Raw genomic sequence first — 23,979 nt, forward strand, 5'->3', positions numbered from 1 at the left:
CCGGCCCTAACGCGGCCTGATCCTGGCGCCGTCCTGCAGCTCCTGCGGCGGGTAGCTAACCACCTGATTACCCGCACGCAGGCCTTCGGCCACCCAGGCCACCTGGTTGTTGCGGGCCAGCAGCCGCACCTCGGTGAGGCGGGCGCGCCCCGCCTCGACGCGGAACACCGCATGGCGGCCGGCCGCTGCGTGCGGCAGCGGGAATACCGCGCTCACCGGCACCAGCAGGGCGCCCTCGGCGCTGCGCGTGAGTATGGTCACGCCCACGCGGTAGCCGTCGCCGAGCTGGCGGCGCTCGGCCGCCGGGCTCAGCAGCTCGATGCGCACGCGCACGCGCTGCTCCTCCACGCCCAGGGCCGAGACCTTGGTGAAGGCACCCGGCTCGACCCGCAAGACCCGGCCCCGGAGCATGGCGGGGCCGCCCCAGCGCTCGATCTGCACCGGCTGGCCCGGCTGCACCGCCAGCGCGTCGCTGCTGAGCAGCTCGGCCACCACCTCCAGCTGCGCCGTGTCGCCCAGCTCCAGCAGCGGTGTGCCCAGTGCCACCACGCCCTCGCTGGGCTGCAGCACGCGCAAGACCTGAGCCGCCACCGGCGCGCGCAGCGCGAAGCCCGCGCCAGCAGGGCTGCCATACACGCCCAGCGCGGCGCGCGCCTGCGCCGCCTCATGCTGGGCCATCCGGAGCTCGGATTGCGCCGCTTTCAGCTGCTGCTGTGCCGCCTGCAGCGCCAGGGCATCGCTGTCGCGCCGGGCGGCGCTCAGATAGCCCTGGCCTGCCAGTGCCTCGCTGCGCCCAGCCTCCTGCCGGGCCTGGTCCACGGCGATGCCGGCGGCCGCCAGGCGCGCCGAGGCCGCCTGCACCGCCGCGCCGGCGGCCTCGGCGCGCGCCGCCAGTTCGGCACGGCTGCGCGCGTCGGTGAGCGCCGCCAGCGTCGGCTGCAATATGCCCAGCAGCGCGTCGGCCTGCACTGCGTCGCCCTCCTTGAGCTGCGGGCGCGGCCAGCGGCCGGCCAGCGGCGCCGAGACCAGGTAGCGCTCCTGCACGCGCGTCCTGGCGTCTTCCTCGATGCCTTGCTCGAAACGGCCGGTCTGCGCGCTGGCGATCTCCACCGCCTGCGGGCGCGGCGCAAAGGCCCAGACCAGCGCCAGCACCAGCGCCGCCACCCCACCAGCCATCAGCCATTTGTTCTTGGTTTGCATCGCACTCATTCCCTTGTCTTCAGGGCCGCCACCATGTCCAACCGGTCGATACGGCGGCGCACCACCAGCGCGCTCGCCACGGCCGCCAGCAGCACGGCCAGGCAGGCCAGCGCATAGCTGCGCGGCTGTATCACCACCGGGAACAGGAACTGGTCGTTCTTCAGCGCCTCCACCAGGCCATGGCAGAGCAGCCAGCCCAGGCCCATGCCCAGCGGCAGGGCCAGCGCCATGCTCAGGCCCATCTCGCCCAGCAGCAGGCCCGAGACCTCGGCGCGCGTGAAGCCCAGCACGCGCAGCGAGGCCAGCTCCCAGGCACGCTCGGCCAGCGCGATGCGGGCATTGTTGTAGACCACGCCCACCGCGATGACGCTGGCGAACAGGGTCAGGATGCTGCTCATGATGCGCACATTGCGCGCGCTGATGTCCTGCATATTGCGCAGCAGGCTGGCCTTGCTGAAGGCGCCCACCACACGCGGCAGGGCGCGCAGCGCCTTGAGGGTCTCGGCCTCGCGGCCGCGCTCGACGATGAGCGAAAACTGCGAGCTCATGTCGCCCTCGCCCAGCAGATGGTTGAGCGCGCGCCGCTCGATATAGGCGTTCAACCCCATCATCTCGCGCACCGTGGTCTCCAGCGGCAGCGCCAGGCGGCGCGGCCGCCCCTCCAGCAGCTCCACCAGCACCGGGTCGCCGGGACGCAGGCCCAGCTTTTCGGCCAGGCGGTCGGTCATCACCAGCCCGCTCTCGCTGGGCAGGCTGGCGCGGCCGTCCACGTCGACGATGCGGCGCGCCTGCGGTACGGCGGCCAGGCCCTGCAGCGCGCCGCGCTCGCTGCGCGCGCCGTGCATGAAGCGCACCGCCACATCGCGGCCGGACTCCACCGCCAGCACGCCCGGCAGGCGCTGCAGCTCCAGGCGCGCGGCATCGGGGCCGGCCTCGCTCATCCAGACGATCACATCGCTGCGCAGGCTGGCGTTGAACTGCGAGTCGACGATGAAGTCGATCGCATCGCGGAAGAAGTTGCCCAGCACCACGATGCCCACCGCCACCGCCACGCCGACAATGGCGAGCAGGCTGCGCCAGGGGCGGCGCTCCATCTGGCGCAGGATCATGCGCAGCACGATGTTGTGGGCTGGGCCCGCGCGCAGCCAGGGCAGGCGCTCGATGATGGCGGGCCGGTAGCGCCCCGGCGCGGCCGGCCGCATTGCCTCGGCCGGCGCCAGGCGCACCGTGGCGGCAATCGCGTTGAGCGTGCCCAGCACCGCCATCAGCAGCGAGATGCCGCCGCTCCACAGCACAAGGCGCGCATCCAGCACATGCCGGAAATGGCGGAACTTGAAGAACTCGACATACAGGCCGGTGAGCATGCTGCCCAGCCAGTTGCCCAGCAAGACGCCCAGCGCCAGGCCCAGCAGCGCGATCGCCAGCACCAGCTTGAGGTAATGCGCGGCGATGCTGCGGTTGGGGTAGCCCAGGGCCTTGAGCGCCGCCACCTGCTCGCGCTGCGTGCTCACCAGGCGCGACACCACCACGTTCAGCAGAAAAGCCGCCACGCCCAGAAAGATCACCGGCGCCACCGTGCCGAGCACGCGCTGCTCCTTGATCTCGTTGGCAAGCATGGCGTGCGAACTCTGGTCCTCGCGGCCATAGGCCTCGCGACCGCCATAGGGCGCCAGCGCCGCTTGCAGCGCCGTCATCGTCACCGCCAGCTCGGCGCCGGGTGCGAGCTTGAGCGCCACGCGGTTGAAGGCACCGCGCATATCGTAGGCCGAGGCCAGCAGCTCGTGGTCCATCCAGACGATGCCGAAGCCGCGCATGTCCGGCATGCCGCCCAGGCCGGCGAAGATGAACTCGGGGCTGAGCGCCGTGCCCACCACCAGCAGCTCGCGCTGCCGGCCGTTCACCAGCGCCGACAGGCGCGCACCCGGCGCCAGGCCGCGCGCCTCGGCAAAGGCGGCAGAGAGCGCCACCTCGATGAGCGGGCCGCCGCCGGCGTCGGCCGAGGGCAGGCGCCCGCTCTTGACGAACACACGGTTGAGCGGCGCCGGCCGGCGCGCGTCCAGGCCGACCAACTGGCCCAGCACCGGGTCCACCACGCCGGGCAGCGCCAGCCGCACGAGCTGATCCACGCGCGTGTCGACCTGGGCCACACCGGGCAGCGCCGCCAGGCGTTCCCGCAGCGCCAGCGGCGCGCGCTTGAGGCTGGCGAACACATCGGCAAAACGGCCCTCGGCATAGAAGTCATCGCGTGCCAGCGCCAGCGAGTCCACCGCCGAGAGGCAGGCGATGAAGCCGCCCATGCCGCTGGCCACCACCAGGGCGATGGTGAGCACCTGGCTCCAGAGGCCGCGCAGGTCGCGCAGCAGCTTGCGGTCCAGCGCTCTCATCACCACTGCAGCTCCGAGGGCGTGAGCTTGTGCGCGTTCGCGGTGATGCGCTGGATCGCCCCGTCGCTCAGCACGATGACCCGATCCGCCATGCCGGCGATGGCGGCGTTGTGGGTGATGACGATGGCGGTGGTGCCGAGCTCCTGGTTGATGCGCGCGATCACCTCCAGCACCAGCTTGCCGGTCTGGTAGTCGAGCGCGCCGGTGGGCTCGTCGCACAGCAGCACGTCCGGGCGCTTGACGATGGCACGCGCGATCGCCACGCGCTGCTGCTCGCCACCCGAGAGCTGTGCCGGGAAGTGGTCGGCGCGTGGCAGCAGGCCCACCAGGCTGATGGCCTCGTCCACTGGCATGGGATTGGCGGCGATGTCGGTCACCAGGGCCACGTTCTCGCGCACCGTCAGGCTGGGAATGAGGTTGTAGAACTGGAACACAAAGCCCACATGCTCGCGCCGGTAGCGCGTCAGCTCGGCCTCGCTGGCGCCGCTGAGCTGGTGCTCGGCAAAGCGCAGCGTGCCGCCGCTGGGCACGTCCAGGCCGCCGAGGATGTTCAAGAGCGTGCTCTTGCCGCTGCCCGAGGCGCCCAGCAACACGATGAACTCGCCGCGCCGCACCGCCAGATCCACGCCGCGCAAGGCGTGCACGGCGGTCTCGCCCTCGCCATAGGTCTTGCTGAGGGCGTGGGCCTCGAACACCGGGGCGGCTGTTTCACTCATGCCTGCTAGCCTCGCGCCAGCTTGCATACGCGGCATTGATCGACATCAAGCCTCGGACGCTGTTCGACCGGTCGCCCTTTTTTTAATAGCGGCCGGTCGCACCGGCCACGCGCAGGTAGACGTAGGCCACCCAGGCCACCAGGCCGCGGCGCAGCATGCCGCGCAGGCCGGTGTCGTCGGCCGCGGCAACCTGGCGCGAGTCGGCCAGCGCGGCCTCGAACTCCCGCGCCACGCTGCGCGCGAACTCGGCATCGGCGACGATCACATTCGCCTCCAGGTTCAGGAGCAGCGAGAGCGGATCGATATTGGAGCTGCCCACGGTGGCCCACTGCTGGTCCACCACGCATACCTTGGCATGCAAAAAGGCCGGCAGGTATTCGTACAGCTGCACGCCCTGGCCCAGCAGCTCGGCATAGAGGGCATGCGCGGCCATCGCGGCGATGCGGTAGTCCACCTTGCCCTGCAGCAGCAGGCGCACGCGCACGCCGCGCTTGGCCGCGTCGCGCAGCGCACGGCGAAAGGCATGGCCGGGGTAGAAATAGGGCGTGATCAGGTCCACGCTCTCGCTGGCGCTGCGGATCGCCTCCACATAGGCGCGCTCGATGGTGCGACGCTGGCGCAGGTTGTCGCGCAGCACGAAGGCGGCGCACACCGGGGGCAGGTCTTGCAGGGTCTGTTCGCCACGGCGCAGCCGCGGCATGCGCAGGCGGTTCACCAGGCGGCGCAGGCGCGCCACCGGCATCGGGCTGCGCACCAGGGCCAGCAGCTCCTCGCCGAAATCGCGCCCCAGCCAGGCGCGCGTCCAGACCGCGCGCAGCGCCTGCTCCATGGGCTGCACCAGCGGGCCGCGCAGGCCCACCGCGTAGTCCAGGCGTGGCTGCTCGGTGGCGCCATGGTTGAGGTCCATGCGGTCGTCGATGATGTTGATGCCGCCGACGAAGCCGACCTCGCCATCCACCACGCAGAGCTTCTGGTGCAGGCGGCGCAGCTGACCGGGCTGGAACCAGCGCCACCAGCGGTCGATGGGGCGGAACACCGCCAGCGCCACATGCGAGCCCGCCAGCTCGCGCTGCAACCAGGGCAGGCTGGCCTTGGAGCCGAAGCCGTCGACCACCACGCGCACGCGTACACCGCGCGCGGCCGCCGCCTTCAGCTGCGCCAGCAGGGTCTGGCCGGCGCTGTCGTGGTGAAAGATATAGGTGCCCAGCCAGATCTCGTGGTGCGCCGCGGCGATCGCGGCGGCCTGGGCCGGGAACAGTTCGTCGCCGCCGCGCAGCAGGCGCACCTCGTTGCCGCCCACGTAGTCGGGCCTGGGCACGCGGTGCCAGGAAAGCAGGTGCGGCAGGGTTTCGGCGTGTTCAGCCAAGTTCGAACTCCGCCACCAGGGGCAGATGGTCGGACATGCGCGCCCAGGCGTTGCCGCGCGGCACCTGCATGCTCACGCAGTCCAGCCCCCGGGTATAGACACGGTCCAGTGCGAATACCGGCACCAGCGACGGGAAGGTGGCGGGTCTGGCCTTGCCGCGGGGCGGCGCGGCGCGCGTCAGGCCGCAGTCGCGCATCGGCGCATCCAGGCGCTCGCCCCAGTCGTTGAAATCGCCCGCCACCGCCAGGCGCGCGCCGGGCGGCACATGGGCGGCGATGAACTCGGCCAGGCGCTGCACCTGGCGCACCCGGCTGCTGTGCATGAGCCCGAGGTGCGCCACCACCGTGTGGATCTCATGCCCCTGCCAGCTCACCGGCACATGCAGGAGGCCGCGCTGCTCGAAGCGATGGTCCGAGACATCGTGGTGGCCCACGTCGCCGATCGGCCAGCGCGACAGCAGAGCATTGCCATGCTCGCCATGCTTGGTGACGGCATTGGTGCGGTAGGCCACCTCATAGCCCTCGGGGGCCAGGAATTCGGCCTGGCCCTGCTCGGGCCAGCCGAACCAGGTGCGCTCGAACTGGCGCGCCTCGCGGTGGTGGAAGTGACGCACCTCCTGCAGGAACACCAGATCGGCGTCCAGCGCCTCGATGCCCAGGCCCAGGTTGTGGATCTCCAGGCGCTTGCCGGGGCCCACGCCGCGCACGCCCTTGTGGATGTTGTAGGTGGCGATGCGCAGCGGCCGTGCCATCAAGGTGCTGGACGCAAACTGGCTGCTGCTGCGCGGCCCCAGCGTCGAGCTGCGAAAACCCGCCCTCATGGCCCCTGCTCCGTCAGGAAGCGCGGCAGCTGCAGCACCGCCTCGGCGTTGGAGGGCGAGAAGCACAGATCCGCCGCCTCGCGCCAGGGCAGCCAGCGGTATTGCAGATGCTCGCGCGGCGCCAGCCGCACCTGGGTGCCGGCCGGCACCGTGAGGCCGAACACATGCTCGGTGTTGTGCGTCACCCCCGGCGCATAGCGGTGCCGCCAGACCGGGTAGATCTCGTAGACATTGGCCAGGCCCCAGTCGCGCAGCGCGCCGTCGCGAATGCCGGTCTCCTCCTCGACCTCGCGCCGCGCGGTCTGGGCCAGGGGCTCGTCGGGCGCATCCAGGGAGCCGGTCACGCATTGCCAGTAACCGGGCCGGTCGGCGCGCTCCATCATCAGCACCTGCAGTTCGGGCGTGTGTATCACCACCAGCACCGATTCGGGGATCTTGTAAGGCTTGACGGAGGGCTCAAGGGCTTGCATGCCCCCAAGCATAGCGAGCTTCAACGACGCTGCGTTCGCAGCGCCCGCATCCATATGAGATTGATCAGCATCAGCGCCGCCAGCGTGCCGCCGCACACCCACAACGCGATGCTCACGCCCCAGACTTGCACCAGCGCGCCCGCCAGCACGCCCGAGGCCGCCGGCACCACCTGCGAGATGATGGTGTACATGCTCAGCACCCGCCCTCGCAACGCCGCGGGCGCCTCGGCCTGGATGCCGGCCACGATCAGGCTCAAGCCCATGCCGCCCAGCATGCCCACCGCGGCCAGCAGGGCCAGGGCCGGGCCCACGGCATGCGTGCTGCCCAGCGCGGCCAGGGCCAGGCCCGCACCCAGGGTCGTCACGAAGATCGCCGGCCCATGCAGCAGGCGCGGGCCTATCAGCATCGCCAGCACCCCGCCGAGTATCAGCGCGAGCGCCAGGCTGCCCAGCAGCAGGCCGCGCTGCAGCTCGGCCAGACCCAGCTGGGCGCTGGCCAGCTTGGGCAGCAGCACCTGCATCGGCCCCATCGCCAGATAGCCGGCCATCGCCACCAGCATCAGCTGCAGCAAGAGCGGCCGGCTGCGCACCGCCCGCAGGCCTTCGCCCACCTCGGTGGCGAGCGATTGACGGTGCGCCGTTTCCATGCCGGCGCGCTGAGTGCGCACCGGCAAGAGCAGCAGCGATGCCAGCGCCACCAGCACCACGATGCCCTGCACCACCAGCGGCCAGCCGCCCGCGCGCTTGAGCAGCGCGATCATCAGCGGCCCGAGGCCGAAACCCAGCATCACGAACACATTGAACAGCACCGAGCTGCGCTTGAGCTGCGCCGCCGGCACGATCTGCGCCAGCGCTGCCATGCGCGCCGGCGAGGCAAAGCTCCAGGCCACGCCGGCGCAGGCGGCGGCCAGCAGCAGGCTGGGCGCACCCGTGGCACCGCGCTGCTGGCTGAACCAGAGCGCCGCCGCCGCCAGCGCGAACCAGATCTGCGCGGCCTGGATCACGCGCCCGGGCGCAAGCCGGTCGCACAGCACGCCGGCAAACCAGCCCAGCAGCAGGGGCGGGCCGAAACACAGGCCCAGGCCCAGGCCCGAGAGCCAGGCCGAGCCCAGCATGTCCTGCGCCATCAGGATCACGCTGTAGTTGATCATGTGCCCGGCCGTGAAGGCAGCGAGGCAGGAGGCGAGGAACCAGGGGCGCGGGTTGACGCTGACACTCATCGCGGCTGCAGATGGATCAGCGTGGGCTGGCCATCCTCCACATGCCAGCTCGGGAAGCTGGAGGTCGAGGTGTAGACGCTGCCATCCGGCGCGATCTCGACATCGCGAGTGAAGGCCACGCGGCGCGGCAGCGGGTACTGGGTCCAGCGGCCGCTGGCGATCTCCAGCGCATAGAGCGAATCGGACTGGTTGCCGTTCACCCACACCACGCCGCGCACCTTGTCGACGTTCAGCGAATACGGCGTGTCGCTGCCCTTGGGCTTCACCGGCAGGTCATAGCGCGTGAAGCGGCCGCTGGCGGGGTCATAGCAGACCACCGCCGACTCGGGGAAGGCGGCGATCCACAAGCGGCCCTGGGCATCGGCGCGCAGGCGGCGCGGGCCCTTGAAGGGGGTGGCGATCATGCGCACCTCGTCCGTGCGGGGATCGATCACGCCGATCTCGTCGGTGTGCAGGCGCGCGATCCAGACGCGGCCGTCGGGCGTGATGTCGATGCCATAGGGCAAGGGCGTGCCGGTGCCGGCGCGATCGACCTTGAGCCAGTTGGTGAGCGGAACGCCCTGGCGCATCAGCCAGTAGAGCGCGCCGATATAGCGCGTGGTCATGCGCTCGCCGAAGCTGCGCGCCGGCAGGTCGTAGAGCTTGAAGCGCCCGCTCGTGCGGTCCAGCATGCCGACCTGGTTGGACAGCGCCAGCGTGAACCAGACGCGGTCCTGCGCGTCGATGCGTATGGTGTGCGGGTAGAAGCCGCCACCGATCTCGTGCAGGCGGAACTCGGCCTTGGCAGGATCGAATTCGACGATGCGGCGCTGCGCCGAGGGGGTGATGAAGATATGGCCGTCGCGCGCCGACTCGGCCAGCGAATGCGCGTTGGAGGTCGAATCGTGGCGCGGGAACTCGCGCAGGCGTGCGCTCAAGAGGCCCCCCGGCTCGTCGCCGGGCAGGTGCGGGATCTTGTGCACCGTCATGCGGCCGCTCCTGGGGTCCAGGGCCCAGAGCCGGTCCTGGATGTTGTCGGCCACATAGAGGGTGCCATCGCGCGCCAGCAGCACGTCGTGGGCCTGCGACATCGCGTCGCCCACCGGCCACTCGCTGATGCGCGCCTGCGCCAGCTCGCTCGCCCAGGGCGCCGTCTCGCCCACGCGCTCGGGATGCTCGCGCAGCGCCTGATAACCCTTGGCCAGGATCGCCGGCAGGGCCTGCTGGTCCTCGCTGGAAAGGCGCGCGCCGTAGCGCAGCATGCGCTGGATCGCCTCGCTCCACTCCTGTTCGCTGCGCTCGCGGCGCAGCGCGGCATTGCCCTGCTGGTGGCAGAAGGTGCACTGGGTCTGGAAGTGCAGGCGGCGCGCGGGGTCGCCCAGTTCCAGCGCGCCCAGCCAGGCGTTCGCAGGCTTGGCCTCGGCCAGGCGCAGCGGGTCGGTCTCGCGTTTGAGGCGCAGCGGGCCCTTTACCGCGGCCAGCGGCAGGGTCAGGTCTTGATAGCCGGGCTTGCGCAGGCGCAGCTGCTGCTGGGGCGCGCTGGCCGGCTGATCGGGCAGCTCGGCGCGGCCTTCGGCATCGCTGAACACGCTGTGCTCGCGCCAGACGTCGAAGGGCTTGCCGGGCGGCGGGTAGCCGCCGTCGCTGCTGGGCAGGGCCGGGGCCTTGAGCGGGAAGACGCGCAGCATCACCATGGGCAAGGGCCGGCCGCTGGCATCGTCCATCACCTGCAGCGTCGCCGCAGCGGCCGGCGCCAGCGCCAGCAGCAGGGTCAGGGACATGAGGGTGTTTTTCATCGCTGATCCTCGGCAAATTCGGCGCCCACGCGGCGGCGCATCAGGGTCTCGTAAAGCGCCGGCGCCAGCCGGCTCAGCAGGTAGGCGGCGCGCGCGGTGGCGCTGGGCAGCAGCAGGCGCTGGCGCCGCGCCGCGGCACGCAGGATTTGCGCGGCCACCTCGTCCGGCGTGGCCAGGCGGCCGCTCACATCGCGCCGGCGCGCCAGCGGCCTGCCGTCGCCGCCCAGCGCCGCGGCCTCGATGCCGGTGGCGATGAAGCTGGGGCAGACCAGGGTCACCGCAACGCCGGCCTCGTGCAGCTCGCTGCGCAGGCTGTCGAAATAGCCGTGCAGCGCATGCTTGCTGGCGGCATAGGCGCTGCGGCCGATCAGCGGCGCAAAACCCGCCACGCTGCTGATCACGACGATGCGGCCGCGCGCGGCCAGCAGCGAGGGCAGCGCCGCCGCGGTGCAATGCACCGCGCCGAAATAGTTCACCGCCATCACGCGCCGCACCACCTCGGCGCGGCAATCGCGCGCCAAAGCGCGCGCGGCGATGCCGGCGTTGTTGATCAGCAGCGTCACCGCGCCCCACTGCCCTTCCAGCTGGGCGAACACCTGCTGCACCTGGGCGGCATCGCTGATGTCGCAGCCCCAGGCCAGCGCCTGGCAGCCGCTGCCGCGCAACTCGACGGCCAGCTTTTCGGCGGCGGCACCGTCACGGTCCAGCAGGGCCACGCGCGCGCCCGCAGCGGCCAGGCGCCGGGCCAGCGCCGCGCCCAGGCCGCCCGCCGCGCCGGTGACCACGGCCACCTGCCCGTGCCAGAGGGCCCTCATGGCCGCGTCTGCGCTGCGCGCTGGCGGCTCGCCCACCAGAGCTCGAACACCTCGGCCGAGCTCTTGCGCGGCCGATAGCCCAGCTCGGTCTTGAGGCGCTGGTTGTCCAGCACCGGGCGGTAGCGCAGAAAGCGCAGTTGCTCGGGGCCGTAGCGCGTCAGCCCCAGCTTGTGGCCGATCGCCAGCGCGATCTGCAAGAGCAGCGGCGGCAGCACCAGGCAGGGCTTGCCCATGCGCACGGCCAGCTCGCGCAGGCCCAGCGCGCCATCGCCGGCCACATTGAATATGCCGGCCCGGCCGCTGCGCAGCGCATGCTGGATGATGGCCACCACGTCCTGGTCCCAGATGAAGACAAAAGGGCTCGCCGCGCCGCGCAGCACCAGGATGCGCTTTTTCTCGAACAGCGCGGTGATCTGGTTGTCGACCTGCTCGCCCAGGATGGTGCCCACGCGCAATATGGTCTGCTTGAGCATGGGATGACGCTGCCGGTAGTCGGCCAGCAGCTCCTCCACCAGGCGCTTGTGCCAGGCATAGGCGAATTCCTCGTTGCCGCGCAGCGGGTCGCTCTCCTTGAGCCAGGCCGGGTTGTCGGCGTGATAGCCATAGGCCGCGCCCGAGGACGAGATCAGCACCTGGGCCACACCGCTGGCCACGCAGGCCTCCAAGAGGCGCCGCGTGCCGAGCACATCGACCTCGTACTCCAGCTGCCGGTCGCTGCCCTTGGGCGGTGTGACGATGGCGGCCAGATGCACCACCTGCTGGATGCGGTGTTGCATCATCAGCGCCTGCAGATCGGCGCTGCGGATATCGCCCTGGGCATAGACCACGCCGGTCAGGCGCTGCGCGGGCGGCGGCTCGCGCAGGTCCATGGCCACGAGCAGCTCGGGCCGCTCGCTGGAGGCCGCCAGCGCCTCCACCAGCTGCCGGCCCAGATAGCCACCGCTGCCGGTGACAAGCACTCTCGACGTCATGCTGCCACCCCCTTGCGGCCATCGCGCCAGAGCCAGAAGCTCGACAGCCCCATGCCCGCGGCGATATGCCAGATGCCCCACCAGGCGGTGATGATGGCCATGCCACCCAGGCCGCCGAAGAAATTGAAGATCAGCACCAGGCCCAGGCCCGAGTTCTGGATGCCGGTCTCGAAGGCCACGGCGCGGCAATCGCGCTCGGGCAGGCGCGCCAGCCGGCCGAAGCCATAGCCGCCGGCCAGGGCCATGGCGTTGTGCGCCAGCACCAGCAGCACCACATAGCGCCCCCATTCCATGAAGATGGCCCAGTTGAGCGCCAGTGCGCCCACCACAAAGGCCAGGAACACCAGCATCGAAAAGCGCTTCATCGGCCCGTGCAGGCGCTGCGCCAGTGCGGGCGAGCGCGCCTTGACGCCCAAGCCGGCCGCCAGCGGCAGGCCCAGGAGCAGGCCCACCTCCAGCAGCATGCGCAAGGGATCGAGCGAGAAGCTGCGCAAGAGCGCCGCCAGCGCCGGGTCCTGCGAGGCCCAGAACGTCACATTGAGCGGCGTCATCACGATCGCGCCCAGGGTCGAGAGCGTGCTGATCGAGACCGACAGCGCCGCATTGCCGCGCGCCCGGTGGGTGAAGAAGTTGGAGATATGGCCGGCCGGGCAGGATGAAACCAAGAGCATGCCCAGGCCTATGGAGGGCGCCGGCTGCAGCAGCTGGATCATCGCGAAGGTGGCCGCCGGGAACAGCAGGTGGTGGCTGAGCATGCCGATCACGAGCGCGCGCGGCCTGGCCAGCGCCTGCTTGAAGTCGTCCAGATGCAGGTCCAGCGCGATGCCGAACATCACCAGCGCCAGCACCAGGCTGAGTGCCAGCTGGGCCTGCGGGTTGAAGTTCAGCCGCACCAGGTCGATGGCTTGCGGGTTGGCAGCGAGCATGCGCGTTGTCTCCGACGCTGAGGTGAGCCGGGCCCTCTGCGGAGCCCGTGCGGTGCAGCGATTGTTGACGGCCGGCCCGCGTCTGCCGAGGTTGCAAACGCCACAAACAGGTGAATTTCGGACAGGACCGCTACACTGCCCCGCCATGGCCAGCGACTTTGCCCAGCTCGACGAACGCATCCACCGCCCGCACAAGCTGCAGGCGCTGGTGGAGATACTGCTGGGCCTGGGCGTGCCCGCCGATGCGGCCCTGGCCGGCACCGGCCTGCAGCGCGAGGCGCTGCCGCGGCCCGACACCCGCATCAGCGCCCAGCAGCTGCTGACGGTGTGCGCAAATGCGCTGCGCCTCTCGCCGCAGGCCGATGTGGCGCTGCGCGCCGGCCTGGCCGCCCGCATCACCCAGTTCGGCCTGTATGGCTATGCGCTCTTGAGCAGCCCGACGGCGCGCGAGGCCGTGGCCATGGCCGTGAAGTACCGCGCCCTCAGCGCGCCGCTGCTGGACATGGACTTTGCCGAGCGCGGGCCCTGGGTGGCCTGGGAATTCGGCGACGCCTACCAGCTGGGCGAGCAGACACCGCTCTACCGCTTTGTGCTGGAGTGGCAGCTGGGCACCCAGCTGGCCCTGCACCGCGATGTGCTGGGAACGGCAGCGCTCACGCCGCTCGCCATCTGCCTGCCCTATTCGGCGCCCGCGCATGCGGCGCGCTATGCCGAGCTGCTGGGCTGCCCGGCCGAATTCTCCAGCGGGCGCTGCGAGCTGCGCTTTGACGCCAGCTGGCTGGCGCATGTGCCGGCCCAGGGCAACCCGGCCACCGCCCAGGTGGCGCGCGAAACCTGCGAGCGCCTGCTGGCCGAATTCCAGCAGGCGCGCGGACTCAGCAGTCGCCTGATCGCCCTGCTGCTGCGCGAGCCGGGGCGTTTTCCCGGCATCGAGGAAGTGGCGGCGGCATGGCAGATCAGCTCGCGCACCTTGCGCCGCCAGCTCGCCGAGGAGGGCAGCAGCTATCAGCAACTGCTGGACAAGGTGCGCTGCCGGCTCGCCACCGACTATCTGCGCCATACCAGGCTCAGCAACGAGGAGATCGCCGCCAGCCTGGGCTTCAGCGAGGCCGCCAATTTCCGCGCCGCCTTCAAACGCTGGACCGGCATGACGCCCAGCGCGGCCAGGCGAGGCTAACGCCTGCGCGGCTTGCGCGCCGGCTTGGCGGCCTGCAGCGGCAGGTCGATCTCCAGCCCCCAGGGCTCGGCCCGCAGCGTGCCACCCAGGCGGCGCAGCTGCAGCGTCAGCATGTCCAGCCCGCTCTTGGGCGCGGCCAGCCCATCGCGGTATTGCAGCTTCAGCATGGCGCCCTCGGCGGCAGCCTCGGCTGCCAGGCTCAGCCGCCGCGCGCCGCGCGCCAATGCCAGCATCAGCAACTCGACCAGCAAGCGCAGGCACGGGGCCGGCGCCTGGCAGAGCACGAGTTCAGGCGCCAATACCCAATCAAGCTCGCAGCCGCCCGCCCGCAGCAGCGGCGCATAGACGGTCTTGAGCCGGGCCAGTTCCTCGGCCAGCAGCAGTTCGCGCGGCTGATGGTCCTGTGCGCCGCGGCGGAACTCGGCCAGCGCCTGCATCTGCTCAGCTAACGACTCCAGTGCTGCGCCGCCCTGCTCCAGCTGGGCACGCCAACTCTCCAGCTGCGCGGCCAGCAGGCGGTCCAGGCCCTGCAGTTCGGCATGCTCGGCGGCCTGCGTCTCGGCACGCTGCAGGCTCTGCTCCAGGCGCGCCAGCAGCCCTTCCAGCCAGGCCGCCAGGCGCTGCGCGCGCCGGCCATCGGCGCGCGACCAGCTCGCGCCCGCGGGCCGGCACAGCAGCAGCCGGCCCACCGGGCGGCCCTGCAGGCACAGCTCAAGCGCGAGACGCGCGTCCTGCGGCGCTCCCGCCTCGGGCCGCGTGCCCAGGCGCTGCCATTGCAGGCCCACCGCGCTCAGGCCCAGCGCCTCCACCAGGCGCGGCTGCAGCGCCTGCCATTGGCGCTCGAACTCGGCCATGTCATCCAGCGGCCAGGCCTGGCCGGCCAGGGCGAGCAACAAGGCGTCTGCGCCATGCGGGTCGGTGTCGAAGCGGGCCAGGGCCTCCAGCTGCGTCGGCAGCTGGCCCTGATCCAGCGTGGATTCGAGGCGCTGGCGCTGCTGCTGGTGATGCCAGCTGGGGCCCAGCTCGCCCTGCTCGCGCATCAGCTCGGCCAGGCGACCATGGGCCGCGGCCTGCAGATGGCGCGATTGCAGGGCCTCGGCCAGTGCCAGGGCCTGGCCGGCCCAGCCGACGGCAGCCTCGCCACTGCTGAGCTCGCACAGCAACAGCGCGGCCTGGGCATGCAGCCAGCGGTAGCCGCAGCGCTGCGCCGAGGCCAGGGTCAGCTGGGCCAGCCTGAGCGCCTGCGCGGCGTCGCCGCTGTCCTTGGCGCAACGCGCCTGGTGCCACAGGGCCTCGGCCTGGTAGTCGGCATGGCCGGCCTCGCGGGCGGCCGCCAGGGCCTCGTCCAGCACGGCGCGCGCCGCCTGCGGGCCCTGGGTGGCGCGCAGCGAGGCGGCGCGGTTGAGCGCGATCTTGGCGCGCAGATAGGGATCTTGCGCCAGGCCCGCATAGTGCAGCTCGGCCTGGTCCAGCACGCGGCCACCGCGCGCCCAGTCGCCCAGCGCGTAGCAGAGGTGGGCCAGGCCTATGCGCGCCAGGCAGGCGGGGCGTGAATCGTCCTCGGCCCAGTCCAGCGTTTCGCTCCAGGCCTGGCAGGCCTGTACATAGTCGCCGCGCTGGTAATGCAGGCGGCCCAGCGCCTCGCTGAGTTCGGCCGCCTCGCTGAGCGAGCGCTGGCGCTCGACCTCTCGCCTCAAGGTCTGCAGCGCGGCCTGCAGCTCGCCCTGCAGCTCGGCGGCGCGGCCCCAGCGCTCCAGCACGAAGAAGGCGCCCAGCAGGGCGGCGTGAGACGGTCCGGATTCGGACGAGGCCATGCCAGCCCGCAAATGCGGCAAGGCCAGCCTCGGATGGCGCATCACGATGCGCTCCCAGCGTTGCTTGTCAGCCGCTCCCAGGGTCATGTCTTGCGTCTCGCCATGCTGTCAGAAAGTTCGCAAGCATAGCGGCAGGCGTCGTCAGGGTGAGATCTTGCGCTTGAGCGCGCGCGCCATGGCGGGCGGCAGGCCGGGGATGGCGCGCAGCAGCCAGGGCAGCACGCGGCGCTTGGCAGCGCCGAGCGACTCGGGCACCAGGGCCTCGATCAGATGCGGGCCCGGATGGGCGAGCGCGTATTCCAGCGCCGTGCAGAAGTCTTCGGCGCTGCCGGCCCGCACCGCGTGCACCCCCATGCCCTGGGCCAGGCGAGCGAAGTCCAGCACCGGGCCATTCAGCTCGAACTGCGCGCGCGCCTTGGGGCCGCTCTCGGCCGCACCGACCCGCTCCAGCTCGACCTTGAGCACCGAGTAGGCGGCGTTGTTGAAGATGATCGTGGTGACGTTGAGCCGCTCGCGCGCCATGGTCCAGAGCGCCTGGATGGTGTACATGGCCGAGCCGTCGCCCACCAGGGCCAGCACCGGGCGATCCGGGCAGGCCACCGCCGCGCCTACCGCGTTGGGCAGGCCCTGGCCGATGGCGCCGCCGGTCAGGGTGATGAGGTCGTGGCGCGGCGCGCCGGCCGTCATCAGCGCAAGCATCAGGCCCGAGGTGATGGCCTCGTCCACGATGATGGCGCGCTCCGGCAGCAGCTGGCCCACCGCCTTGCAGACCTTGGCGGCGTTGAGCCGGCCGCGCGGCCGGCCGGGCCGATGCGCGGCTTGCAGCCGGGGCTCGGCCTGGCCGGCGCCCAGGGCCAGGGCCAGCGCTTCCAGGCTGGCGGCGGCGTCCTGCGCGGGCGTGGCCAGGGTATGCACATGGCAGCCGGCGGGCACCAGATCGCTGGGCTTGCCCGGGTAGGCGAAGAAGGACACCGGCGACTTGGCGTCCACCAGGATCAGCTGTTGCACATCGGCCAGCTGCACGCTGGCCAGCTCGGCCAGGTAGGCGATGCGTTCCACCGCCGGCAGGCCGGCGCCGCGCTCCATGCGCGTGGGAAAGACCTCGGCCAGCAGGCGCACGCCGCCCTGCGCCGCGGCGATGCGTGCCGCCGCCAGCAGGGCCGGCTCGCGCAGGGCACGCCCGCCCAGCAGCAAGGCGCAGCGCTGGCCGGAGCGCAGCAGTTCGGCGATGGCCGCCACCGTGGCCGCGTCGGCCGCAGCAGGCACAGGCAGCGGCGGCGGCGGCGCGGGCGTGGCGCCCTCGCCCCAGGACACATCGGCCGGCAGGATCAGCGTCGCCACCTGGCCCGGCAGGCCGCGCGCGGCGCTGATCGCCGCGGCCGCGTCACGGCAGAGTTCGGCGCTGCTCTGCGAGGTGCGCACAAAGCCCGGCGAGACATTGCGCGCCACGGTCTCGATATCGGACTGCAGCTGGGCGTCGTAGCGGGTATGCGTGGTGGCATGGTCGCCGACGATATTGAGCACCGGCACCTTGCCCTTGCGCGCGTTGTGCAGATTGGCCAGGCCGTTGCCCAGGCCGCAACCCAGGTGCAGCAGGGTGGCGGCGGGCTTGTCGGCCATGCGCGCGTAGCCGTCGGCCGCACCGGTGGCCACGCCCTCGAACAGGGTCAGCACGGCACGCATGCGGGGCTCGCTGTCCAGTGCGGCCACGAAGTGCATCTCGCTGGTGCCGGGGTTGCTGAAGCAGACCTCGATGCCGGCATCCACCAGGGTCTTCATCAGGGCTTGTGCGCCATTGGGCATGGCTGTCTCCTTATGGTTTGGCTGGGGCCTAATCGTTTAACGGCCCGCGACGATGGACCGCACGGCGGCGCGCGCGGTGAGTATGCAGCCGGGCAGGAAGGTGCCTTCGAGCGAGCGCCTGCCACAGGCGCCGCCGCCGCCGAAGCCAGCCGCCTCGCCCACGCCGTAGAGGCCGCTGATCGGCCGGCCTGCGGCGTCGAGCACGCGGCTTTGCAGATCGGTCTGCAGGCCGCCCAGGCTCTTGCGCGTGATCAACTGCATCTGGATCGCGATGAAGGGCCCGGCACCCCGCAGTTGCAGTGGCGCGGGCTTGCAGGTGCGCAGCTTGTCGGGCCCCCATTGGCGCGCATGCAGGATGCGGCGCAATTGGTCGTCGTTGTGCAGGCTGGCACCGCGGGCGAAGTTGGCGTCGAAGGCATCGGCGCTGGCCTGCAGCACGGCGGCGTCGACATCGTGCGAAGCGGTCAGCGCGTTCATCTTGGCGGCCAGGCCGGCCAGCGTGGCGTCGACCAGGAAATGCGGGCTCTCGCGCTGCATCTGGCGCAGCAGGCGGTGGTTGCCCAGCAGGGTCTCCTTGAGGAACTGCGGGAACTGCTGGTCGCGGATGCGCTGGTTGTGTTCGGCGCCGGAAATGGCGAACTCCTTGGCGCCGATGCGCCAGTTCAGCAGATGCCAGGTCCAGGGCTTCGCCTGTTGGGCCACGCGCTCGCACAGCCAATGCGTGTCGAAGCCGGTGACCAGGGGCTGGGGGCCGATGCGCCGGCCGCTGTGGTCCAGCCACAGCGCCGATTTGCAGGGGATGGTGGAGAGGCCGTGGCCAGCAAAATGCGGATAGGGATGGGGAAAGCCGGCCGCGTAGTTCCACATCTCGCCGGCATGGGTGATCTGCCCGCCCAGATGCTCGTCCACCCACTGGTGCAAGCGTCCATCGGCAAAGGGATGGGCGCCGTTGAGCATGCTGGCCGGCAGCGGCCGCTGCGCCGGCCAGTTGGCGCGCACCTGGGCATGGCTGCCGTTGATGCCGCCCATGGCCAGCACCACCACCGGCGCGCGCAGGCGCCGCTCGGCGCCGCTGCGTTCATCCAAGGCGATGGCGCCCGTGATCGCAGCGCCCTCGCGCTCCAGCGCCGTGACGCGGTGGCCGTGCAGCAGGGTGAGGCGGCCGCCCCCACCCCCACCCCCACCAGCGGCGGCGCGCAGCGCGGCGATCAGCGTCAGCGTGAGCGCGCGCGCCGTGCCCCAGACGATGTGATAGCGCGGCAGGCTGTTGCCATCGCCGTGCAGGCCGCGCTCCACCCAGTTCACCGCGGGCATGAACTTGATGCCCTCGGCGATCAGCCAGTCGTAGACCTCGGCACGCGAGCGCTCCACGTAATGGCGCGCCCATTGCAGGCGCGGGCTGTCGGCGGGCTCGGCCTCCAACTCGCCAAAGCGCAGCCAGTCGCGATAGGCGCGTTCGGGGCTGTCGGGGATCTTCATGCGCGCCTGCAGCGGCGTGCCCACCAGGGCCATGCCGCCAAAGGCCCAGAGCGCCAGGCCACCCAGGCGCTCGGGCGTGTCGCGATCCACCAGGCACACGGACTGGCCGGCGCGCAGGGCCTGCAGCGCGGTGACGATGCCGGCCAGGCCACCGCCGACCACCACCAGATCGCAGGCATGCTGCTGCTGTTGCGCTTGCTGTTCCATCGGCCGCTCTCCTCGGGCATGCATGAGTGCAGACGCGTGCAGCTTAGCGGCCTATGATGCCGCCTCGATTGACCTTGGAGGACAGGCAGCTTGACCCTGCAGGCCACCGTCTCGCTGGATTGGGTGCACACCGTGTTGGCCGCCGCCGCCCGGCTGGGGGTGCCGTCCGAGGCCGTGCTGGCGGCCGCGCGCATTCCGGCGGCGGAGCTGGCGGCTCAGCAGCGCTGGCCCATCGACCAGGTGACGAGGCTGTGGCGCGCCGCCGTGCAGTGCACACAGGATCCCGGCTTCGGCCTCAAGGCCGGCGCGCAGGTGGGGCCGGCCAGCTTTGCGGTACTGGGCGAGGCCCTGCGCGCCTCGGCCAGCTTGCGCGAGGCCATCGCCCTGGTGCAGAAATACCAGCGCCTGATCAGCGACGGCGCGCGCCTGCAGATCATTGCCGGCGGGCAGTCCAGCTGGGTGGTCTACCACCCACGCCAGGGCACGCTGGCCTACAGCCCGCATCAGATCGAGGCCGTGCTGGCCGCCGTGGTCAGCTTTGCGCGCGCCGTCACCGGCCGCCAGGGCGGGCGGACGCTGCTGCGCCCGCTGAAGCTGCAATTCAACCAGCCCGCCATCGGCCCCCTGGCCGCTTACCAGCAGCTGTTCCGTTGCCCGGTGGCCTTCGACCAGGCCTTCAGTGGCGTGCTGTTCGACAACGCCCTGCTCGACGCGCCCCTGCCCCAGGCCGACGCACAGCAGTCGCATGCCCAGCGCCGGCTCGCCGCCGCTCGCCTGGCCGAGCTCTCCAGCCCCGCCCAGCTGTCCCAAGAGCTGCGCCGCTGGATCGCCGCGCAGCTGCAGCAAGGCCGGCTGCCCGCGCGCGCGCAGGCCGCCCAGGCCCTGGCCCTGAGCCCGCGCACGCTGGCCAGGCGCATGGCCGCCGCCGAGCCGCCGCTGGACTTCAGCCGCCTGCTCGACGAGGCCCGCCGCGATGCCGCCCTGCAGGCCGTGGCCCGCAGCGCCCAGCCGCTCGCCGAGATCGGCCAGTTGCTGGGTTTCGCCGAGCCCAGCACCTTCTGGCGCGCCTTCAGGCGCTGGACCGGGAGCACACCGGGGGCGTGGCGGGAGCAGCGTCGGAAACGGCCGTGAGCGCAGCACGACAAAGGCGCCACGGCAGCCCGCCCCCGTATAGTTGCCGCTCATGCACCCCGCATCCACCCGCAGCATGCAGGCGCTAGCGCGGCGCCTGGTGTTCGACGCGCTGCCCCAGCCGCTCGCGATGGTGCGCCTGGCCGACGATGGCGTGGTCGACGCCAACCCGGCGCTGCTGCAACTGCTGGGTCTGCCGCGCGAGCAGGTGCTGGGCCAGCGCCTGGATGCGTTGGGCCTGCCAGGCAGCCAGCTCCTGCTGAAGGCGAGCGAACCGCTGGAGCTGCGACATGCCGCGCCCGACGGGCGAGAGCAATGGCTGCTCTGGTCGGCCAGCGGGCTGGATGGCGAAGGCACGCTGCTGCTTGTGTCCGGCACCGACATCAGCGCGCGCAAGCGCGAGGAGCTGGATCTGCGCCGCAGCGAGCGCAGCTTCTTTGCCCTCTTCGACGCGGCGCCGCTGCCGATGTCCTATTCGCCCCTGCGGCCTGGCCTGGGCGAGAGCTTCTGGAACCAGGCCTGGTACCAGGCCTTCGGTTATGCGCCAGGCAGCAAGGAAGGCCAGGGCGGCAACCGCTTCGGCTTCTGGCTGGAACCCGCGGAACGCCAACGCTATGCCGAGGATCTCTTGCGCAGCCCCGAGGTGCTGGAGCGCGAGGTGCGGCTGCGCCATGCCGACGGCAGCGTGCGCGACTGCCTGCTGTCGGGGCGTTATGTCGAGGTCGGCGGCGACCGCAAGGTGCTGACCAGCTACCGCGACATCACCGAGCTGCTGCGCGCGCAGCGTGCGCTGCAGGAGCTCAACCAGAGCCTGGAGATGCGCGTGCAGGCGCGCACCCAGGAGCTGGTGCGCAGCGAGAAACTGGCCGCGCTGGGCAGCCTGGTGGCCGGGGTGGCGCATGAACTCAACACGCCCATAGGCAATGCCCTGCTGATGGCCAGCACGTTGGCGGACCAGCGCAGCGGCTTCGAGCTGGCGCTGCAGGCGGGCCTGCGCAAATCGCAGCTGCAGCAGTTTCTGGGCGAGCTGGCGGCGGGCACCGAGCTGCTGCTGCACAGCCTGGAGCGGGCCAGCAAGCTGATCGTCAGCTTCAAGCAGGTGGCGGTGTCGCAGTCGGACTACCAGCGCCGCGAGTTTGCGCTCGCCGCGGTGGTGCACGAAACCAGCCTGAGCCTGCTGCCGACCCTGCGTCCGCGTGGCATCACGCTGGACCAGCGGGTGGATGCGCGGCTGCAGCTGGACAGCTACCCCGGGCCGCTGGTGCAGCTGCTGATCGGCCTGGTGACGAATGCGGCCCAGCATGGCTTTCCCGAGGGCGGGCCCGGCCATATCAGCATCGAGGCCGAGGCCGCAGGCCCCGAGGCCCTGACGCTGTGGGTACGCGACAACGGCGTGGGCATGTCGGCCGCCCATCTTGCGCGCGCCTTCGATCCCTTCTTCACCACCAAACTCGGCCAGGGCGGCTCGGGCCTGGGCCTGCACATCGCCTACAACCTCGTGACCGGCCTGCTGGGCGGCCAGATCGCGCTCAGCAGCACGCCCGGCCAGGGCCTCAGCGTGGAGCTGCGGCTGCCGCGCTGCGCGCCGCCGGGGCCGCCGCATGCTTGATGCGCGTCGCGGCAGGCGGGCGAAGCGTCCAGGCCAGAATTGGCTGCACCGGTGTCTGGGAACCGGCACATAGCGGCCTGTCGATTCGGTGACGATCAGGCCGCCCGTGCCAGCTCGCCGCAAACGCGCGCAACCGGACCAAGGTCCACAGATGCTTGGCGATGCCCCATGAAAAAGGGCCGCTACTGCGGCCCTTTGGGAAGTTAGCGAACAGCCGCAGCTCAGGCCGCCGCAGCCCCCGCATTGCGCAGGCGGATATGCAACTCGCGCAGCTGCTTCTCGTCGACGTTGGAAGGTGCGCCGGTCAGCAGGCATTGGGCGCGCTGGGTCTTGGGGAAGGCGATCACGTCGCGGATCGAATCGGCCTTGGTCATCAGCGTCACCAGGCGATCCAGGCCGAAGGCCAGGCCGCCGTGCGGGGGCGCGCCGTATTGCAGCGCGTCCAGCAGGAAGCCGAACTTGACCTGCGCGTCTTCCTTGCTGATCTTGAGGGCGTCGAACACCTTGCTCTGCACCTCGGCGCGGTGGATACGGATCGAGCCGCCGCCGAGTTCCCAGCCATTGAGCACCATGTCGTAGGCCTTGGCGATGCACTTGCCCGGGTCGCTGACCATCAGGTCCTCATGGCCATCCTTGGGCGCGGTGAAGGGATGGTGCACGGCCGCCCAGCGGTCGTTCTCTTCGTCGTGCTCGAACATCGGGAAGTCCACCACCCACAGCGGCGCCCAGCGGTCTTCGAACAGGCCATTGGCCTTGCCGAATTCGCTGTGGCCCACCTTCAGGCGCAGCGCGCCGATGGCGTCGTTCACCACCTTGGCCTTGTCGGCACCGAAGAACAGCAGGTCGCCGTCCTGCGCGCCGGTGCGCGCCAGGATGTCGGCCACGGCACGGTCGTGCAGGTTCTTGACGATGGGGCTTTGCAGGCCTTCACGGCCCTTGGCCACTTCGTTGACCTTGATCCAGGCCAGGCCCTTGGCACCGTAGATCTTCACGAACTCGGTGTAGCTGTCGATCTCGCCGCGGCTCATGGCCGCGCCGCCCGGCACGCGCAGGGCGACCACGCGGCCACCCGGGGTGGTGGCGGGGGTGGAGAAGACCTTGAAGTCGACATCGCCCATCACGTCGGTGAGTTCGGTGAACTCGAGCTTGACGCGCAGGTCCGGCTTGTCCGAGCCGAAGCGGTGCATCGCGTCCGCATACTTCATCACCGGGTAGGCGCCCAGGTCCACGTTCAGCGCCTTCATGAAGACGTGGCGGATCATGCCCTCGAACATGTCACGGATTTCCTGCTCGGTGAGGAAGCTCGTCTCGATATCGATCTGGGTGAATTCGGGCTGGCGATCGGCGCGCAGGTCTTCGTCGCGGAAGCACTTGGTGATCTGGTAGTAGCGGTCGTAGCCGGCCACCATCAAGAGCTGCTTGAAGAGCTGGGGCGATTGCGGCAGCGCGAAGAAGGTGCCGTCGTGCACACGGCTGGGCACCAGGTAGTCGCGCGCGCCCTCGGGCGTGCTCTTGGTGAGCATGGGCGTCTCGATGTCGATGAAGCCATGCTCGTCCAGGAATTTGCGCGCCTCCATCGCCACGCGGTAGCGCAGCATCAGGTTGTTCTGCATATAGGGGCGGCGCAGGTCCAGCACGCGGTGCGTGAGGCGCGTGGTCTCGCTGAGGTTCTCGTCGTCGAGCTGGAACGGAGGCGTCACCGAGGGGTTCAGCACTTCCAGTTCATGGCAGAGGATCTCGATCTTGCCGCTGGTGAGGTTGGCGTTCTCGGTGCCGGCCGGGCGCGCGCGCACCTTGCCGACGATCTTCAGGCAGAACTCGTTGCGCACGTCTTCGGCCACCTTGAACATCTCGGCGCGATCGGGGTCGCAGACCACCTGCACCAGGCCCTCGCGGTCGCGCAGGTCGATGAAGATCACGCCGCCATGGTCGCGGCGGCGGTGGGCCCAGCCCATCAGGGTCACGGTCTGGTCGAGCAGCTTCTCGCTGACTTGGCCGGCATAGCAGGTACGCATATCTAGTTCTCCGAATTCTTGCAGGTGCGCCGCATCCCGGATGCGGCGGGGTCAGGTCTTGTCTTGATTGAGGCTCTGGCG

At 70.9% G+C, this 23,979-nt stretch carries 18 protein-coding genes; 3 read left to right on the forward strand and 15 right to left on the reverse strand.

What is annotated here, in order from left to right; translation table 11 throughout:
- Window positions 1-6: 6 nt before the first annotated feature.
- The 11 genes from WG898_RS15580 to WG898_RS15630 form a co-directional block, all read right to left on the reverse strand.
- Complete coding sequence (locus tag WG898_RS15580; RefSeq protein WP_339603717.1) at window positions 7-1,209, reverse strand: efflux RND transporter periplasmic adaptor subunit; 1,203 nt, start codon at window positions 1,207-1,209, stop codon at window positions 7-9.
- The gene (locus WG898_RS15585) at window positions 1,206-3,584 is read right to left on the reverse strand and encodes an ABC transporter permease (protein WP_339603718.1); all 2,379 of its coding nucleotides are present in this window, start codon (window positions 3,582-3,584) and stop codon (window positions 1,206-1,208) included. Before WG898_RS15585 ends, WG898_RS15580 begins: the two co-directional genes overlap by 4 nt.
- Entirely contained in the window at window positions 3,584-4,300 is a 717-nt protein-coding gene (locus WG898_RS15590; RefSeq protein WP_339603719.1) for an ABC transporter ATP-binding protein, read from the reverse strand. The genes WG898_RS15585 and WG898_RS15590 overlap by 1 nt, the downstream gene beginning before the upstream one ends.
- 82 nt (window positions 4,301-4,382) lie before the next feature.
- Window positions 4,383-5,666, reverse strand: a complete 1,284-nt coding sequence (gene clsB, locus WG898_RS15595) for a cardiolipin synthase ClsB (RefSeq protein WP_339603720.1) — start codon at window positions 5,664-5,666, stop codon at window positions 4,383-4,385.
- Window positions 5,659-6,417: an endonuclease/exonuclease/phosphatase family protein gene (locus tag WG898_RS15600; RefSeq protein ID WP_339603860.1), complete on the reverse strand. Its 759-nt coding sequence runs from the start codon at window positions 6,415-6,417 to the stop codon at window positions 5,659-5,661. The genes clsB and WG898_RS15600 overlap by 8 nt, the downstream gene beginning before the upstream one ends.
- A gap of 65 nt (window positions 6,418-6,482) precedes the next feature.
- Window positions 6,483-6,956, reverse strand: coding sequence for a dihydroneopterin triphosphate diphosphatase (gene nudB, locus WG898_RS15605; RefSeq protein ID WP_339603721.1), 474 nt, complete (start codon window positions 6,954-6,956; stop codon window positions 6,483-6,485).
- A 20-nt stretch (window positions 6,957-6,976) separates the two neighbouring features.
- On the reverse strand, window positions 6,977-8,176 hold the full coding sequence (locus tag WG898_RS15610) for an MFS transporter (RefSeq protein WP_339603722.1): 1,200 nt from the start codon (window positions 8,174-8,176) through the stop codon (window positions 6,977-6,979).
- The gene (locus WG898_RS15615) at window positions 8,173-9,951 is read right to left on the reverse strand and encodes a Vgb family protein (protein ID WP_339603723.1); all 1,779 of its coding nucleotides are present in this window, start codon (window positions 9,949-9,951) and stop codon (window positions 8,173-8,175) included. The genes WG898_RS15610 and WG898_RS15615 overlap by 4 nt, the downstream gene beginning before the upstream one ends.
- Entirely contained in the window at window positions 9,948-10,766 is an 819-nt protein-coding gene (locus WG898_RS15620; protein WP_339603724.1) for an SDR family oxidoreductase, read from the reverse strand. Before WG898_RS15620 ends, WG898_RS15615 begins: the two co-directional genes overlap by 4 nt.
- Entirely contained in the window at window positions 10,763-11,737 is a 975-nt protein-coding gene (locus tag WG898_RS15625; protein WP_339603725.1) for an SDR family oxidoreductase, read from the reverse strand. The genes WG898_RS15620 and WG898_RS15625 overlap by 4 nt, the downstream gene beginning before the upstream one ends.
- A complete protein-coding gene (locus WG898_RS15630) occupies window positions 11,734-12,663 on the reverse strand; it encodes a bile acid:sodium symporter family protein (RefSeq protein WP_339603726.1) in 930 nt (309 codons plus the stop codon). Before WG898_RS15630 ends, WG898_RS15625 begins: the two co-directional genes overlap by 4 nt.
- 145 nt (window positions 12,664-12,808) lie before the next feature.
- On the opposite strand from WG898_RS15630, the gene WG898_RS15635 reads away from it, so the two are divergent.
- On the forward strand, window positions 12,809-13,840 hold the full coding sequence (locus WG898_RS15635) for an AraC family transcriptional regulator (protein ID WP_339603727.1): 1,032 nt from the start codon (window positions 12,809-12,811) through the stop codon (window positions 13,838-13,840).
- Here WG898_RS15635 and WG898_RS15640 read toward each other — a convergent pair.
- The 3 genes from WG898_RS15640 to WG898_RS15650 are packed head-to-tail and all read right to left on the reverse strand — an operon-like array spanning window position 13,837 to window position 19,143.
- On the reverse strand, window positions 13,837-15,741 hold the full coding sequence (locus WG898_RS15640) for an ATP-binding protein (protein ID WP_339603728.1): 1,905 nt from the start codon (window positions 15,739-15,741) through the stop codon (window positions 13,837-13,839). The two genes, WG898_RS15635 and WG898_RS15640, sit on opposite strands and share 4 nt — an antisense overlap.
- Window positions 15,742-15,795: 54 nt before the next feature.
- Window positions 15,796-17,457: an acetolactate synthase large subunit gene (locus WG898_RS15645; RefSeq protein WP_339603729.1), complete on the reverse strand. Its 1,662-nt coding sequence runs from the start codon at window positions 17,455-17,457 to the stop codon at window positions 15,796-15,798.
- A 36-nt stretch (window positions 17,458-17,493) separates the two neighbouring features.
- Window positions 17,494-19,143 (reverse strand): FAD-binding protein, encoded by a 1,650-nt coding sequence (locus WG898_RS15650; protein ID WP_339603730.1) that lies wholly within the window; start codon window positions 19,141-19,143, stop codon window positions 17,494-17,496.
- A gap of 90 nt (window positions 19,144-19,233) precedes the next feature.
- On the opposite strand from WG898_RS15650, the gene WG898_RS15655 reads away from it, so the two are divergent.
- Window positions 19,234-20,274 (forward strand): AraC family transcriptional regulator, encoded by a 1,041-nt coding sequence (locus tag WG898_RS15655; RefSeq protein ID WP_339603731.1) that lies wholly within the window; start codon window positions 19,234-19,236, stop codon window positions 20,272-20,274.
- 52 nt (window positions 20,275-20,326) lie between these two features.
- On the forward strand, window positions 20,327-21,883 hold the full coding sequence (locus tag WG898_RS15660; RefSeq protein WP_339603732.1) for a PAS domain-containing sensor histidine kinase: 1,557 nt from the start codon (window positions 20,327-20,329) through the stop codon (window positions 21,881-21,883).
- 221 nt (window positions 21,884-22,104) lie between these two features.
- Here the strand turns inward: WG898_RS15660 and aspS are convergent, their stop codons facing one another.
- Window positions 22,105-23,898, reverse strand: a complete 1,794-nt coding sequence (gene aspS / locus WG898_RS15665; protein WP_339603733.1) for an aspartate--tRNA ligase — start codon at window positions 23,896-23,898, stop codon at window positions 22,105-22,107.
- Window positions 23,899-23,979: the final 81 nt, after the last annotated feature.

This window comes from Paucibacter soli, from assembly GCF_037482845.1.
GTDB lineage: Bacteria > Pseudomonadota > Gammaproteobacteria > Burkholderiales > Burkholderiaceae_C > Paucibacter_B > Paucibacter_B soli.